Source organism: Kitasatospora sp. MAA19 (assembly GCF_029894125.1).
In the GTDB taxonomy this organism is placed as follows: Bacteria; Actinomycetota; Actinomycetes; order Streptomycetales; family Streptomycetaceae; genus Kitasatospora.
Window position 1 is genome coordinate 15,566 of sequence record NZ_JARXYZ010000034.1, and the last position, 14,955, is coordinate 30,520.

Here is a 14,955-nt window from a genome sequence, read left to right on the forward strand (position 1 = left end):
TCCTCCTCAGTCCGCCGCGTGCTCCTTGAGGAAGGCGCCGGCGTGGGCCGCGGCCTCCTCCTTCGCCGGGTGGCCGCGGTCGGCCGCGCCGAGCGCCCCGTCGGCGCCGACGCCCGTCCAGCGCCAGCCGCCGGACTCCGCGTCCCGAACCAACTCCGCGGTGCCGCCGAACAGTTCGAGCCTGCCGGGCTGCGCCGCCGGGCGGGCGTCGGGCCACTTCTTCCGGGCACCCTGGCGGGTGATGCCCCAGGCCGCGCCCAGTTGCTCGTAGCTCGCGCCGTAGGAGCCGGCGGTCCCGGCCGCGATCGCGGTCAGCCGCTTGACCTCCGTGTCCACCACCTTCCAGGCGGCGAGGACGGAGAGGGCGACCTCGGCCGGGTCCCCGTGCCACATCCGGTCCTCGGGCAGCCCGGTCTCGCGGGAGCGCACGGCGGTGGCGAGGGGGTTCAGGGCGTCGGTGAGGGCCTTGACCAGCGCGGACTGTTCCTCGGGGGTGATCTCGATCGACGTCATGCGACAACTATAGTTAACAAGTGCGGGTTTCGGTAACAAAAGTTACCACCCGAGCCGGATTCTCGGCGTGAGACCTCCGCTGTCAGACCTCCGCCTCGGGCGCCTTCGCCGTCAGGGCCTCCACCTTGGGCGGCTCCTCCGCGCAGACCGCCGCCACGAACTCCGCGACCCGGGCCTGCGGCATCCCGCGCGCGATGTCCGCCTCGCTGATCATCCCGACCAGCTTGTGCTCCGGGTGGTTGATCACCGGCAGCCGACGCACCCGGTGCTGCTCCATCACCCGCAGCACCTGCTCGGTGTCGTCGTCCGCCTCCACCGTCATCGGCCGGCCCATCGCCAGTTCGCCCGCCGTCACCCGGGCCGGATCCCGGCCCTCCGCGACGCAGCGCAGCACGATGTCACGGTCGGTCACGATGCCCAGTAGCTTGTCGTCCTCCCCGCAGATGGGCAGCGCGCCGACGTGCCGTTCCCGCATGATCCGGGCGGCGGCCGCGAGCGTCTCGTGCTCGCGAATGCACTCCGCGCCCGGGTGCATGATGTCGCTGGCTCTGGTCATGATCCGCCTCCTGACCTGGCTTCCGCCCCCTTGTCCATCGTGGTCCGGGCCCGCGGCGGACGCCACCGGGCACCGGTCAGGCCGCCGAGTCCGACTCCGCACGCCCGTCCGCCGCGTCCGTCCGCGACAGCGGCGACTGATCCAACAATTCCTCCAACGGAGGCGGTCCGGGCTTCGACTCCTGCTCGACCTCCGCCTTCGCGGCCTCCTCCCGATCCACGGCGGCCCGTTCGGCGGCCTTCGCCGCGGCAGCCGCAGCCGCCACCGCGGCCCGCTGCTGGTTCTCCGTCGCGCTGTCCAGGAACCGCAGCAGCTCCACCGGGAAGGGCAGCACCAGCGTCGAGTTCTTCTCCGCCGCGACCTCCACCACCGTCTGCAGCAACCGCAGTTGGAGCGCCGCCGGGGTCGCGCTCATCACCGCTGCCGCCTCCGACAACCGGGCCGAGGCCTGGTACTCGCCGTCCGCCGTGATGATCCGTGCCCGTCGCTCCCGCTCGGCCTCCGCCTGCCGGGCGATCGAGCGCTTCATCGACTCCGGCAGCGCGACGTCCTTGATCTCCACCCGGTCGATCTCGACGCCCCAGCCCAGCGCCGGGCTGTCGATCATCAACTCCAGCCCCTGGTTGATCGGTTCGCGGTTGGCCAGCAGGTCGTCCAGCTCGCTCTTGCCGATGATCGAGCGCAGCGAGGTCTGCGCCACCTGGGAGATCGCGAAGTTGTAGTCCTGCACGTTGACGGTGGCCTTCACCGGGTCCTCGACGCGGAAGTACACCACCGCGTCCACCCGGACGGTCACGTTGTCCCGGGTGATGCCCTCCTGCGCCGGGATCGGCATCGTCACGATCTGCACGTTCACCTTGCGCAGCTTGTCCGCGATCGGCAGCAGCGCCACCAGCCCGGGCTGGCGCACCTCCTCGCGCACCCGGCCGAAGCGGAACACCACCCCCTTCTGGAACTGCTGGACGACCCGGACACTCAGGCCCACCCAGATCGCCCCCAATCCGGCCAGCCCCCCGATGGCACCCAGCACGACATCAACGATCATCGCGGCCTCCTTGCGGCCTGCTCGCGCACCAGCGAGTCCCGGCCGTCGCCGACCCGGCCCAGCCGGGGGCCGCCGGAGCAGCTGATTCCACGCTACGCCTGCCCGGGCACAGCCGGAACGAAGCCCGGAACGAAGCCCGGAACAACGCCGGCGAGCCCTAGGATCTGGCCATGCCGCAGTCCCCCGCCGACGACCCCGGCGACCCCCGCCACCCCGCCGAGGCCGCCGCCCGCGCCGACTCGCTGACCGTGCTGGACCGCGTCGTCACCGACTGCCGGGCCTGTCCGCGCCTGGTCGAGTGGCGCGAGGAGACCGCCCGCACCAAGCGCCGCGCCTACCAGGACTGGGACTACTGGGCCCGCCCGATCCCCGGCTTCGGACCGCCCGACGCCCCGCTCGTCCTGGTCGGCCTCGCCCCCGCCGCCCACGGCGCCAACCGCACCGGCCGGATCTTCACCGGCGACCCCTCCGGCGACCTGCTCTACGCGGCACTCCACGACCTCGGGCTCGCCAACCGCCCGGAGTCCGTCCGCTACGGCGACGGCCTGCGACTGTACGGTGTGCGCATCACCGACCCGGTCCGCTGCGCCCCGCCCGACAACAAACCCAGCACCGCCGAACGCGACACCTGCCGCCCCTGGATCACCCGCGAACTCCAGCTGCTGCGCCCCACCGTACGGACGGTCGTCGCCCTCGGCGGTTTCGCCTGGCAGGCCCTCCTGCCGGCCCTCGCGGACGCCGGCTGGCAGGTCCCCCGGCCCCGCCCCGCCTTCGGCCACGGCGCCCAGGTCACCCTCCCCGCCGTCGACGGCGGCCCCGCCCTCCAGCTGTTCGGCTGCTACCACGTGAGCCCGCGCAACACCAACACCGGCCGCCTCACCACCCCCATGCTCCGCGCCCTGCTGCGCACCGCCGCACGGTCGGCGGGGCTCAGCCCCGCGCCGGAGTAGCCGCAGACGGTGTGCGGCCCTGCGGCGGACCCGGCGTCGCGGGCCCGGCAGGATCCGCCGGACAGGCCCTACCCGAACCGGAGCAACTTGTGCCCCGCCGCCCGGGCCCACACCTGCGGCAGGCGGGCTCGGGCCGCCTCGGCGGCGGCGAGCTGGCGCGCGTACAGCGCCCCGAGGCCGAAGGGCTCGCCGCTGCCGGCGGCCTGCCCGGCGAGCGTGTCGGCGGCGACCACGGCGTCCTGGTGCTCGCCCAGGAGCTCCTGGACGGCCTTCATCCGCTCCGCGTACCGCTCGGCGGCCGCGCCGACCGCCGGGGCGGCGGTCTCGCCGGCGTAGCGGGCGCGCTTGGCGGCCTTGCGGGCGTCGTGCAGGGCGCGGTCGCGCTGCTCGGCGGGCGCGGTCCCGGCGGCGAGGGCCGCCCGGACACGCTCGCCGGTGCGGCGTTGCTCGCGTTCGGCGATCCGGGCCAGTTCGGGGGTGGCGGCGCGGTCGGCCCGGCGGCGCAGTGGGGGGTCGGCGAGGAGGGCGGCGAGGCCGTCGGCGAGGGCGCGGCGGCGCGGGCTGTCGAGCGCGGCGACCACCTCGGGCCAGATCTGCCGGTACTCGGCCCGCCCCCACCGCTCCAGCTCCGCCGCGACCTGCTCCGGGCGACAGCCGGCGGGCAGTTCGCGGGCCTGGGCGGCCAGTCGCTCGGCGAGCACCTCGCGGTCCCGCGCGCCGCCGAGGGCGGCGGCGAGCCAGCGCAGTTCGGTGACCAGGTGGTCGGTGGCCCCGGGCGTGAACAGCCGCCGGAAGGTCCGCAGGGCGCTGCGCAGCCGCCGGCAGGCGACCCGCATCCGGTGCACCGCGTCCGGTTCGTCCGCCCGGACGGCGTCGTCGAGGCTGGCCAGCACTGCCACCTGGCCCTCGATGCGGGCCAGCAGCACCTGCCCCACCGTGGCCTCGGGACGCGCCATGAGCACTCACCCCCTCGTCGGGGTCGCCGGGAACGCCATCCAGGTTACTGAACCCGGCCGCGCGATGCCCGGACCGCCGGCTCCCGGCCACCGGCTCCGGAGTATCACGACGACCGCGACGACAACCGCCATGAGCAGGCCCGCGACGACTCCGGCCACGGTGGGGCGAAAGCCCCTCGAAGGGCCAACACGACGCCCAGTGGCGCAAGCTGCGACCAGGACGGACGATACCGGCCCTTCCCCCGGAAGCTCAGTTCGTCCACGGCACGCACACTGCGCCCCGGCCGATCGAACGGAGAAGCGACGTCGGCCGTCGCCGTTGACAGGGCGTCAGGCAGATGAACGACCGCCCTCCGGCAGGACGCCGCTCCCCCTCACCGGGTACGCACCCTCGTGCCGGGTGTAAGCGTCGTGGCATACTCCGGGGCGTGACGACCTCCACCCATGCGACCAGGGCCCTGCGGGCCGCGGTGTTCACCGCGCTCGCCGTGCCGCTGTCCGCGCTGGGCCAGGTGGTCATCACGGGTCGCCCGCTGCCGCTCTCCCTGGTGGCCGCCGCGACCGCCGTCGTCTTCCTGGTCGCGGCCGCACTGGCCGGCGGGGAGCGGCGGATGCTGCACATCTCCGGCGTGCTGGTGCCGGTCGAGCTGATGCTCAACACCACGTTCAACCTGGGGCAGACCGGCTGTGGGCCGATCCTGTCCGAGCACGTGCCCGCGCGCGGCGTGAACCTGCTGGTGTGTGGCGGCGGTTCGGTGGACGGATCGCTGCTGTCCGGCCCGCTGGGCCACGCGGGGTCGCTGGCCCCGGCGGCGACCCAGCTGCTGCTCCTGCTGGTGCATCTGGTGATCGCGCTGGCGGCCGCGGCCTGGCTGCGGCTGGGCGATGCGGCCCTGTCGGGCCTGTCCCGGGCCCTGCGCGCGCTGCGCCAGTCGCTGGCCCGCCCGCTGCGCGCCCTGGTCCTGCTGCTGCTCCCGGCTCCGGTGCGCCCGGTGCTGCGGGTGCCGCTGCCGGTGTCGGACCACCCGCGGCCGCGCCGCGAGGACGTGGTGCTGAGCCCGGCTCCCCGGCGTGGCCCGCCGGTCTTCGCGCCTGCCTGCTGATCCCGGTCCCGCCCGTTCGTCTTCGTCGACCGACGGCCGACGGCCGACGGCCGACGGCCGACGACGTCCGCAGGCAGCGCGCACAACTCCCGCGTTCACCATCCCGCCGCACCCGGTGCGGCTCCCCGCGCGCATCCGCGCGCCGCGTACAGGAGTTGACTTCCCATGGCTCAGACCTCCGGCAACCAGCAGTCCAAGCGCATCAGCGCCCGTGAGCGGATCCAGGAGGCGCAGCGCCTCGAACAGCTGGCGGCCAAGCGTCGTCAGCGGATCGTCGTGGCGGTGTCCGCCGTCGTGGTGCTCGCCCTCGCGGGCGGCACCGCCCTCGCGATCAACTCGGCGTCGGGCAAGGACGAGACGCCGGCCGCAGCCGGCGCGCCCGCACCCGCGCCGACCGAGCTGGTCGTGCCGGCGAACGCCTCCGGTCCGGACGGCACGGTGGTCACCTACGGCAAGGCCGACGCCCCGCACACCATGGCGGTGTACGAGGACTTCCGCTGCCCGATCTGCAAGCACTTCGAGGCGGCGAACGGCGAGACGGTCAAGAAGCTGACCGAGGACGGTTCGATCAAGGTCGAGTTCCACCTCGCGGCGTTCCTGGACAGCAGCCTCGGCGGCAAGGGCTCGCACACCGCGCTGGCCGCCGCGGGCGCCGCGCTGAACGAGGGCGTGGACAAGTTCAAGCAGTTCCACGACGTGCTGTACGCCAACCAGCCCGACGAGCGGGAGGACGGCTTCGGCAACGTCAACCGCATCCTCGACCTGGCCGGTCAGGTGCCCGGCCTGAAGACGGACGCCTTCGTGAAGGCCGTCACGGACCGGACGTACGCGCCGTGGGCGGCGAAGGTCGCGGACGCGTTCAACGGCAGCGGGGTGACGGGCACCCCGACGGTCACGGTGGACGGCAAGCCGATCACCCTGTTCAGCGGAAAGGCCACGGTGATGCCCGAGCAGTTCACCGCCCAGGTCAAGCAGGCCGCCGGCCTGCAGTAAGCACGGCACCACCGGCCCGGCCGAACCCCGGCCGGGCTGGCCCCTCCCAGCCACCGGAGTGTGCTGCCATGACCGCCGCGACCCCTGTGCACCTCTCCCGCCCCGTCCCCGGCGCCGCCGGCCGTGCGCCGGTCGGCGCGGGCCGGGTGTTCTCCCTGCTGCTGTTCCTCGGCGGGCTGGTCGGGCTGGCCGCCTCGGCCGTCCTGACCGTCGACAAGCTCCGCCTCCTGGAGAACCCCTCCTACATCCCCAGTTGCAACCTCAATCCGGTGATCAGCTGCGGTTCGGTGATGCGCACCGAGCAGGCGGAGGTCTTCGGCTTCCCGAACCCGCTGCTGGGGCTGGCCGCCTTCGGTGCGCTGGCGGCGATCGGGGCGGGGCTGCTGGCCGGCGCCGCGTACCGGCGCTGGTTCTGGCTGGGACTGCACGCGGGCACCCTGCTGGGGGTGGTGTTCGTGCACTGGCTGATCGACCAGGCGCTGTACGACATCGGCGCGCTGTGCCCGTACTGCATGGTGGTGTGGGCGACGGTGGTGGTGCTGTTCTGGTACACCACGCTGCACAACCTGCGCACCGGGGTGATCCCGGTGGGCCCGCGGCTGCGGACGGTCGTGCGGGAAGCGGCGCGCTACCACTGGGCGGTGCCGGTGCTGTGGGCGGCGGTGATCGCGCTGCTGATCCTCAACCGGTTCTGGTACTACTGGAGCACCCTGGTCTGACGACGCGTCACCCGACGTAGCCCGCGGAGTGCAGCAGCGCGGTGGCGCCGGTGCGCCGGGCCTCCAGGGCCCGGGTGAGCCGGCGCGCCGCACAGGGGTGCAGCAGCGCGGACGCCTGCGCGGGGGTGAAGTACCCGTAGTCGGCGATCTCCTCGACCTGCACCCGGACGGCGGCGCCGGCCCCGACCGTGCCGCCGTCGAACATGAACTGCACGGCGGGGTAGGCGTGTTCACCCTGCCCGGGGATCGGGTCGCGCCACTCGACGACGAGCAGCCGCAGCCCCTCGGCCACCAGCCCGGTCTCCTCGCACAGTTCGCGGGCCGCACAGTCGGCGGGGCCCTCGCCCGGGTCCATCGCCCCGCCGGGGAACTGCCACTGGGCGCGGTAACTGGCCTTCAGCAGCAGGACGTTGCCCACCCGGTCGGTGAGCAGCACGCTGCAGCCGACGTAGGCGCGCAGCAGCCCGGCCAGCCAGTCCTGCTCCGAGAGCCAGGTGTCCGTCATCGCGCCTCCTCCGCCGGTGCCCTGTCGCGGTGGCCACTCTGCCGCAACCCCGGTGCCCGATGCGGTGGTTCGTACCCTAGTCCACCCGATCGGGTACCGGACAGGCCCTAGCCGAACACGGCCCGCCGGTAGGCGTTGCGCAGGTCGGTGAGCGGCTGGACGGCGCGGTCGTAGTGGACCTTGTTGGTGAGCAGGAGCGCCCACCGGCCGAGACGGCGGGAAATCCAGATGCCGGTGCCGGTGAAGCCGTAGTGGACGAAGGCGCCCTCGGCGGGGTCGGTGCCGGGGGCGTGCTGCCAGGACAGGCCGCGGGCGGGGGTGAGGCCGCCGGTCTGTTCGCGCAGTGACTCGGCGATCCAGTCCTCGCCCCAGGGCAGTCGGGGCGGCGGCGCGAGCAGCGCGGTGAGGAAGCGGGCGAGGTCGCGGGCGGTGGAGAAGGCCCCGGCGTTGCCGGAGACGCCGCCGAGCAGCCGGGCCGAGGGGTCGTGGACGACGCCGCGCAGGTGGCCGCCGGCCTGCTGGTCGTACTCGGTGGGTGCGGTGCGGGCGGTGTCGGCGGGGCCGAGCGGTCCGTACCGGGTGTCGGTCATGGCGAGCGGCCGCCACGCCCAGCGGGCGGCGAGTTCGTCCAGCGGCGCGCCGCCGAGGTCCTCGACGAGGCAGCCGAGCAGGACGGCGGCGCGGTCGGTGTACTCGACGGCCGTCCCGGGGGTGCGGTGCAGCGGGGCGGCGATCACCCCGGCCCGGATCGCGCCGAGGTCGCGTCCGTAGAGCTTCTCGAAGCCGGTGTGCGGGAGCATTCCGGCGGTGTGAGTGAGGAGTTGACGGACTGTCACCATAGCGGCGGGATGCCCGGCGGCGGGCGGCCACCAGCGACCGAGCGGTTCGTCGAGCGGCAGCCGCCCGGCCTGCCGGAGCACCCCCGCGCAGGGCCAGAGCGCGACGATCTTGGTGAGGCTGGCGAGGTCGTACCGGGTGTCCGGCCCGGGGGCGAGCCGCGCGTACGGGCCCTGCCCGAGCGCGCCGTGGCAGCCTTCGCCGAGCGTCCCCCGGGCGTCGCCGACGGCCCAGACGGCGCCCGCCCCGACCGTGCGTACACCGCCCAGGACCAGCCGGTCCAGCTCCCCGCCGGGCGCGGCCAGGGCGGGGAGCCGATCGGCTCCTGGCGGTTGGTGGCTCATCCGTCCCCCTCCGAGGCGTCGGTGAGCCTACCCGGCGGGCGGTCGGATCAGGCCGACGCGGGCAGGTCCTTGCCGAGGCAGATGCTCTGCGGGTGATCGCGGTAGATGCCGAACTTCTGAATCGCGCCGTACCCCTCGGACCCGTACAGCGCCACGGCCTCGGGCTGCTCGGTGCCGGTCTCGAGTATCACCCGGGTGCGCCCGGACTCGGCCGCGGTCTGCTCCAGGCGGCGCAGCACCGCCCGGGCCAGACCGCGGCCGCGGGCGGCGGGGACCACGAACATCCGCTTCAGCTCGGCGTCACCGTCGCGCACCCCGTCGAACCCGGCCCGCTTGGCCCGCCAGCCCCCGCAGGCGACCGGCCGGTCGTCGAGGTAGGCGATCAGGAACAGGCCGCCCGGCGACTCGAAGTCGTCGGCGTGCAGCACGGTGTCGTCGGGGTCGCCGTAGCGGCGGACGTACTCCTGCTGCACTTCCGCCGACAGGGCCTGGGCATCGGGGTGGGCGTAGCCGGTGACGCGGAACTCGACGGTTCCGGCCACCGCGGTGGTGCTCTCCATGGTTGAAGAGCCTACGACCTGGATTCAGCGGGCCTCGAACCGGGCGACCAGGTCGTCCTTGCCGAACATCCGGGCGGTGTCGACGGCGTTCGGGGTGCCGGCGGTGGGGTCGGCGCCGCCGGCCAGCAGGACGGCGAGCACGTCTTCGGCGCCCTTGAAGACGGCGCCGGCGAGCGGGGTCTGGCCACGGTCGTTGGCCCGGTTCGGGTCGGCGCCGCGCGCCAGCAGGGCCTCGACGGTCGCGGTGTGGCCGTGGTAGGCGGCGAGCATGAGCAGGGTGTCGCCGCGGTCGTTGGTGAGGTCGGCGGGCGCGCCCGCGTCCAGGTAGGCGGCCAGCGTGTCTGCCTCGCCGGCCCGGGCGGCGTCGAAGAGCTTTCCGGCCAGGGCGATCACCTCCGCGTCGGGGGCGTCGGCGGGCTGCTGGTGGGCGGCGTCGGTCATGGCGGGCGGCCTTTCCGGTCTGCGGGTGGCGGGAGCTGCGCGTACCGCACCGTAGCGGCCGGGCGCCGGACCGGGCCAGCGCGCGTCCGGATGGCGGAAGGCGTCATTCGAGCGACCCGGCACCGGAGTGACGGGTGCGCCGACGGACGACACACGGGTGCGCGGGCTCCGCGGCCATTCGAGCGAACTTTCCCGGCCCCCCGGAAACCTCCCGCCCGTCCGACGGGAATGCCTCGCCACGCTGGAACTACGCGCCCCACGGCCCCACCCCTGCCGGTTCGCATACCTCCGTCCCAACTCCAGGGCGGTATTGAACGGGAAAACCACCCATTTGCACCGTTCCATCATCTATTACTTTTTGTCACGATTAGTGCACTTTCCGTAACACTGTCCCGTCCCCCTCCCCGAGGAGCAGAACGTGATCCTCTCGATTTCCGGCATCGTCCTGTTCGGCACCATCGCCTTTCTGTTCTTCCGCAGGGACGGGCTAAAGATCTCCCACGCCGTCGTCTGCGCCCTCCTCGGCTTCTACGTCGCCGGCTCCTCGATCGCGCCGAGCATCACCGCCGGCGGTGCCAGCCTGGCGAGCCTGCTCGGCGGCCTCAAGTTCTAGGCGCCGCCACTCCCCCGCACGGGCCCGGGCGCGGATCCCACCGCCCCGGGCCCCGTCGTACCACGAGCCCCGTCCCCTTCACCCCACCCGTCCCACTCGCCCGGGGAGTCAAGGCATGCCGCTCAACCGCCATCTCAGCAAGGGCCGCGAGATCGCCCGAACCGCCGGGGACCACGCCTCCGACATGGTCGCCCCGCTCTCCGTGATCGGCCGTGGACTGCGCCACCACGCCGGCTGGGCCAAGGAACGCTGGAACGCCACCCCGAAGGACCGCCGCGGCCCGACCCTGTTCCTGACCGCCTCGATGCTGGTCGGCGTCTACCTGCTGCCACACGGCCTGCTGTTCGCCCTGATCGCGCTGATGGCCAGTGCCGCCTGGGCCGGCCGGACCCCCAAGGCACCGCCCGCACCGCCCGCACCGGACGTCGCCGACGTCAAGCTCGGCGCGCTCTACGCGGCGCTCACCCCGTACCTGTGCGGCCCCGAGGAAGCCAACCCGCTGTACCACTACGAGGGCAGCTACAAGAGCGCCTTCAGCTCCTGGGAGTTCGACGACGAGGGCCGGCTCTCCCGGCTGGAACTCGGCTACCCGCCGTACTTCACCGACACCGAGCCGGCCGCCCGGGCCCGGATCGAGCAGGTCGTCCAGGGCAAGGCCGGGCGGGCCCGGGAGTACCGCTTCGACTGGGACGAGGAGTCCAACCGGCTGCGGATCACCGCGCTCGCCCCGCTGCCCACCGACATCGTCGCCCAGCGCTTCGTGGCCGCCCCCGGCGAGATCGTGCTCGGCTTCACCGACGAGGACGGCACCGCCCGGACCATCCCGGTCACCCAGGGCGGAGCGGTCACCCAGCAGCCGCCGGTGGTCTGGCGCACCGGCCCGCGCTCGGCCGAGCCGCACCTGCTGGCGTTCGGCGCCACCGGCTACGGCACCTCCAGCCTGATCCGCTCGATCGCGCTCCAGGCACTCCCGTACGGCGACCTGGTGGTGATCGACGGCGCGGGCACCGGGGAGCACGCCTGCCTGGTCAACCGGCCCGGCGTGCACACCGTGGAGACCAGCCTGCGCGGCGCGCTGGCCGCGCTGGAGTGGGCCGCCCAGGAGACCGACCGCCGGCTCGCCGCGCTGAACGCCGCCCGGCACGCCGGCACCGCCCCGCCCGAGGACGCCACCCGGCCGCTGTGGCTGCTGCTGGACCACCCGACCGAGCTGAGCGAGCTCGCCCACGCCGAGGGCCGCCCGGACCCGCAGGACCTGCTGGAGCTGCCCCTGCGGCACGGCCGCGCCGCCCGGGTCACCGTGGTGATCGCCGACGCCGTCGAGGCCGGGGATCGGATCACCCCGACCGTGCGGGCCACCACCCGGGCCCGGGTCGTGCTCGGCCCCACCGGCCCCGAGGAGAGCCGCGCCGCGCTCGGCGCGCCGCTGGACATCGCGCCCGCCGCGCACGCCCCCGTCGGCCGCGGCTACGCCCGAATCGGCAACGGCACACCCGTCCGGCTGCAGGTGCCCGCCACCGTCGACCCGCTGGACGACGAGGCCCCGGCCCCGCTGCGGGACGCGGTGATCGCCCTGCTGCCGCACCGCGACACCCGCACCGAGGCCGCGGCCGACCTGCCGCTCCGGCCGGAGCACCCGCCGGTCGCCCCACCGGCCGAATCGGCCCCGCAGGCCCACCTGGTCGACCTCGCCAAGGGCGAGCCGATGATCCGTTCCCGTCCGATCTCCTGACGGCAGCGGACGGGGCGCCGACGGGTTGCGAATCCCGTCCCGGTACGCTCGTCCCGGAAAGGCCGACCGATCACCAGATGTGAAATAGGTGACACCTGGGGTGATATCCGCGGCCAGATGTGACAAATCGGGCGCCGGTGGGTACAAACAGGGGCGGCACGACAGACGACGCATGTCCCGGGACGGGAATCTTCGTCGGAAGCCGAGCGTTGACCGAACGACGAAGAACAGCGACCACTAGTCCTGTGGGCCATAAGCCCGGGAGGCACGATTCATGAGCGAGCGAGCTCTCCGCGGCACGCGACTCGGGGCCACTAGCTACGAGACCGACCGCGGTATCGATCTGGCTCCCCGCCAGACCGTCGAGTATGCATGTCAGAACGGACACCGATTCGAGGTTCCTTTCTCGGTCGAGGCGGAGATCCCCGCGACCTGGGAATGCCGCTTCTGCGGCCAGGAGGCGGCACTCCTCGACGGTGACGAGCCGGAAGAGAAGAAGACCAAGCCCACGCGCACCCATTGGGACATGCTGATGGAGCGCCGGACCCGCGAGGAGCTGGAGGAGGTACTGGCCGAGCGACTGGCCGTGCTCCGCTCGGGCGGAATGAACCTCGCGGTGCACCCGCGGGACACCCGCAAGAGCGCCTGACCTCGCTCCCGCTTCGGCGGGAGGACGCGAAAAGGGACCCTGGCCACCAGGGTCCCTTTCGCGTTCCCGCCGCCGGTCGGTTCCCGCCCGAAGACGGGAACCGACCGGGTGGGGGTCAGCCCGCGATCGGCGGGCGGTAGCCGGTGTCCGGGCCCTGCGGACCGCGCGGGCCTGCGCCCGGCTCCACCACCTCGCCCTGGATCACCTTGCCGTCCGGGCGGTGGATGCGCAGGTGCTCCTGCAGCCGCATCGCGTCCGCGAACGGATCGGTGCCGGCGGCGACGGTGCTGCGCAGCGCCTTGTCGGCCACCCGGCGCCCGACCGCCCGCCAGAGCGCCCGGGTGGGCGGCAGCAGCAGGGTGAGCGCCACCACGTCCGACAGGAAGCCCGGGACGATCAACAGCAGGCCGGCCAGCACCGTCAGGCTGGTGCCGGTCTGGGGCTGCTCGGACTTCGGGTCCTTGCTCTGCTCGATCGCCGCGGACAGCGCCTTCAGTCCGGCCCGTTTGATCAGCGAACCGCCGATCAGCGCGCCCGCGATGAGCAGCATCACGACGACGAATCCGCCCAACCACGAGCCCACGTGGACCAGCAGCCAGATCTCCAGCACCAGCCAGGCGGTGATCAGCAGCGGCAGCACCCGGCGGAGCTTGCCGCGCGGTGCCGGACGGGTGGGGGTAGCTTGCTGGGTCACGGTACGAATCCACTCCAAGCGGTGCTCTGCGCGCCGCACGGGAGGTCCGGGCCGGCTACGGCACCACCTGGTCCAACGATCCCTCGGCGGCCGGTGTTCCGGCGGCCTTCTTGGGGCGGCGGCCGACCAACAGGCCCGCGGCGCAGGCCAGCAGGCCCGCGAGGGCCAGCGTCCACTCCGGGACGGCGCCGACCCGGTCGGCGAGCGTGGTGCCGTCGCGCAGCGGGACGACCGCCGACAGCTCGGCCGCGGTCATCTCCCCGGTGCGCTGCACCACCGTGCCGTCCGGGGCGATCACCGCGCTGATGCCGCTGGTCGCGGCGATCAGCACGGCCCGGCCGTGCTCGACCGCGCGCAGCCGGCTCATCGCGAGCTGCTGCTCGGGCTGCCCGGTCTTGGCGTAGGTCGCGTTGTTGGTCTGGACCACCAGGACGCGGGCGCCGCTGTCCACGGTGTCGCGGACGATCTCGTCGTAGGCGACCTCGAAGCAGATCACGTCGCCGATCCGGGCCGGACCGAGCTGCATGACGCCGTTGTGGTCGCCGGGGTAGAAGTCCCGGGCGACCCGCTGGAGGCGGGTGATCACCTTCATCAGCTGGGCGCGGAACGGCACGTACTCGCCGAAGGGGACGGGGTGCTGCTTGGTGTAGGAGGCGCCGGGGCCGGTCTTCGGATCCCAGACGATGCCCTCGTTCTGGACGTGCTGCGCGTCCGGGCCGTCCACCAGGGTGCCGACCAGGGTGGGCACGCCGATCGTCCTCACGGCCTGGTCGATGCGCTGGTAGGCGAGCGGGTCGCTGAACGGGTCCAGGTCGGAGGAGTTCTCCGGCCAGATCACGATGTCGGGGCGCTCGACCTTGCCGGCCGCGATGTCGGCGGCGAGGCGCTCGGTCGCCGCCGCGTGGTTGTTGAGGACCATCATCGGGCGGCCCAGGAAGTCCATGCCCGGGTTGGGCACGTTGCCCTGGACGATGGCGACCTTCACGGTGTCGGCCGGCGCCGTCGGCACCGGGACGAGGTAGCCGGCCAGCAGCGCGGCCACCGCGCCCAGCGCCGCCAGCGCGGCGGCCTTCGGGGCCTTGAGCGGCCCGCGCAGGCGCAGCGCGGCCCAGGCCAGCAGCGCGCCCGAGAGGGCGACCGCGAAGGTCACCAGCGGTGCGCCGCCGAGCGCTGCCAGCGGGGTGAAGGGGGTCGCGGTGTTGGCGAAGGCGAGGCGGCCCCACGGGAAGCCGCCCAGCGGCAGCCGGTCGCGCGTCCACTCCTGGGTGATCCACAGACAGGCGGCCCAGAGCGGCCAGGCCGGCAGCCGGGAGGTGAGGGCCAGGCCGCTGCCGAGCACGGCGAGGAACAGCGCCTCGACGACCGACAGGCCGACCGTCGCGTCCCAGCCGACCACCCGCAGCCAGCTGAGCAGCATCAGGAAGAACGGCAGGCCGAAGGCGAAGCCCGTCCAGGCCGCCTGGCGGACGGTGCGGCCCCGGGTGAGCAGCGAGAGCGCGGCGACACCGAGCAGCGACAGCGGCCACAGGTCGAAGGGCGGGAAGGCGAGGGCGAGCAGCAGGCCTGCCAGGGTCGCGAGGCCGGTCCGGGGAAGACCTGCCCGGACCTTGGCCACGGCACGGGCGGCCCGGCCGGGCCTGGGCGCCGACTCCGCCGGCTCGGGGGCGGCCCCGGACCGCTCCTGGGTGACGGGCATGGCCACCGGCGCACCATCTTCCTGGGTCTTGCTGTTCGGACGCTGTCCG

17 protein-coding genes are annotated in these 14,955 nt (G+C 73.8%); 7 read left to right on the forward strand and 10 right to left on the reverse strand.

Features of this window, described 5'->3' with window-relative positions; genetic code table 11:
* Positions 1-6: 6 nt before the first annotated feature.
* The 3 genes from P3T27_RS33595 to P3T27_RS33605 form a co-directional block, all read right to left on the reverse strand.
* Positions 7-513, reverse strand: a complete 507-nt coding sequence (locus P3T27_RS33595; protein ID WP_280685060.1) for a hypothetical protein — start codon at positions 511-513, stop codon at positions 7-9.
* Between the two features lie 82 nt (positions 514-595).
* Positions 596-1,069, reverse strand: a complete 474-nt coding sequence (locus P3T27_RS33600; protein WP_280685061.1) for a CBS domain-containing protein — start codon at positions 1,067-1,069, stop codon at positions 596-598.
* Between the two features lie 76 nt (positions 1,070-1,145).
* Entirely contained in the window at positions 1,146-2,114 is a 969-nt protein-coding gene (locus tag P3T27_RS33605; protein ID WP_280685062.1) for an SPFH domain-containing protein, read from the reverse strand.
* 170 nt (positions 2,115-2,284) lie between these two features.
* Between P3T27_RS33605 and P3T27_RS33610 the strand changes: the two genes are divergently transcribed.
* Positions 2,285-3,064, forward strand: coding sequence for a uracil-DNA glycosylase (locus P3T27_RS33610; RefSeq protein WP_280685063.1), 780 nt, complete (start codon positions 2,285-2,287; stop codon positions 3,062-3,064).
* A gap of 68 nt (positions 3,065-3,132) precedes the next feature.
* Here the strand turns inward: P3T27_RS33610 and P3T27_RS33615 are convergent, their stop codons facing one another.
* The gene (locus P3T27_RS33615) at positions 3,133-4,020 is read right to left on the reverse strand and encodes a CHAD domain-containing protein (protein WP_280685064.1); all 888 of its coding nucleotides are present in this window, start codon (positions 4,018-4,020) and stop codon (positions 3,133-3,135) included.
* Between the two features lie 428 nt (positions 4,021-4,448).
* Here P3T27_RS33615 and P3T27_RS33620 point away from each other — a divergent pair, with 428 nt between their 5' ends.
* From P3T27_RS33620 to P3T27_RS33630, 3 genes are all read left to right on the forward strand, one after another.
* Positions 4,449-5,123, forward strand: a complete 675-nt coding sequence (locus P3T27_RS33620) for a hypothetical protein (protein WP_280685065.1) — start codon at positions 4,449-4,451, stop codon at positions 5,121-5,123.
* A 165-nt stretch (positions 5,124-5,288) separates the two neighbouring features.
* Positions 5,289-6,116, forward strand: coding sequence for a thioredoxin domain-containing protein (locus P3T27_RS33625; protein WP_280685066.1), 828 nt, complete (start codon positions 5,289-5,291; stop codon positions 6,114-6,116).
* A gap of 68 nt (positions 6,117-6,184) precedes the next feature.
* The gene (locus P3T27_RS33630) at positions 6,185-6,835 is read left to right on the forward strand and encodes a vitamin K epoxide reductase family protein (protein ID WP_280685067.1); all 651 of its coding nucleotides are present in this window, start codon (positions 6,185-6,187) and stop codon (positions 6,833-6,835) included.
* A 7-nt stretch (positions 6,836-6,842) separates the two neighbouring features.
* On the opposite strand, the gene P3T27_RS33635 is transcribed toward P3T27_RS33630, so the two are convergent.
* The 4 genes from P3T27_RS33635 to P3T27_RS33650 all read right to left on the reverse strand — a co-directional run bounded on the left by P3T27_RS33635 (position 6,843) and on the right by P3T27_RS33650 (position 9,522).
* On the reverse strand, positions 6,843-7,340 hold the full coding sequence (locus P3T27_RS33635; RefSeq protein WP_280685068.1) for an NUDIX hydrolase: 498 nt from the start codon (positions 7,338-7,340) through the stop codon (positions 6,843-6,845).
* 107 nt (positions 7,341-7,447) lie between these two features.
* Positions 7,448-8,521, reverse strand: coding sequence for a serine hydrolase domain-containing protein (locus tag P3T27_RS33640; protein WP_280685069.1), 1,074 nt, complete (start codon positions 8,519-8,521; stop codon positions 7,448-7,450).
* Positions 8,522-8,568: 47 nt separating this feature from the next.
* Positions 8,569-9,081: a GNAT family N-acetyltransferase gene (locus P3T27_RS33645; RefSeq protein ID WP_280685070.1), complete on the reverse strand. Its 513-nt coding sequence runs from the start codon at positions 9,079-9,081 to the stop codon at positions 8,569-8,571.
* A gap of 24 nt (positions 9,082-9,105) precedes the next feature.
* Positions 9,106-9,522 carry an ankyrin repeat domain-containing protein gene (locus P3T27_RS33650; RefSeq protein WP_280685071.1) on the reverse strand — a complete coding sequence of 139 codons (417 nt, stop codon included), beginning with the start codon at positions 9,520-9,522 and terminating at the stop codon, positions 9,106-9,108.
* Positions 9,523-9,940: 418 nt separating this feature from the next.
* Here P3T27_RS33650 and P3T27_RS33655 point away from each other — a divergent pair, with 418 nt between their 5' ends.
* The 3 genes from P3T27_RS33655 (at position 9,941) to P3T27_RS33665 (ending at position 12,516) form a co-directional block, all read left to right on the forward strand.
* Positions 9,941-10,135, forward strand: a complete 195-nt coding sequence (locus P3T27_RS33655; RefSeq protein ID WP_280685072.1) for a hypothetical protein — start codon at positions 9,941-9,943, stop codon at positions 10,133-10,135.
* A gap of 115 nt (positions 10,136-10,250) precedes the next feature.
* Entirely contained in the window at positions 10,251-11,867 is a 1,617-nt protein-coding gene (locus P3T27_RS33660) for a hypothetical protein (protein WP_280685073.1), read from the forward strand.
* 274 nt (positions 11,868-12,141) lie between these two features.
* A complete protein-coding gene (locus P3T27_RS33665; protein WP_031071348.1) occupies positions 12,142-12,516 on the forward strand; it encodes an RNA polymerase-binding protein RbpA in 375 nt (124 codons plus the stop codon).
* 115 nt (positions 12,517-12,631) lie between these two features.
* On the opposite strand, the gene fxsA is transcribed toward P3T27_RS33665, so the two are convergent.
* Together fxsA and lnt are read right to left on the reverse strand one after the other, a co-directional pair.
* Complete coding sequence (fxsA, locus tag P3T27_RS33670; RefSeq protein ID WP_280685074.1) at positions 12,632-13,210, reverse strand: FxsA family membrane protein; 579 nt, start codon at positions 13,208-13,210, stop codon at positions 12,632-12,634.
* Positions 13,211-13,265: 55 nt separating this feature from the next.
* Positions 13,266-14,906 carry an apolipoprotein N-acyltransferase gene (lnt, locus tag P3T27_RS33675; RefSeq protein ID WP_280685075.1) on the reverse strand — a complete coding sequence of 547 codons (1,641 nt, stop codon included), beginning with the start codon at positions 14,904-14,906 and terminating at the stop codon, positions 13,266-13,268.
* Positions 14,907-14,955 lie beyond the last annotated feature (49 nt).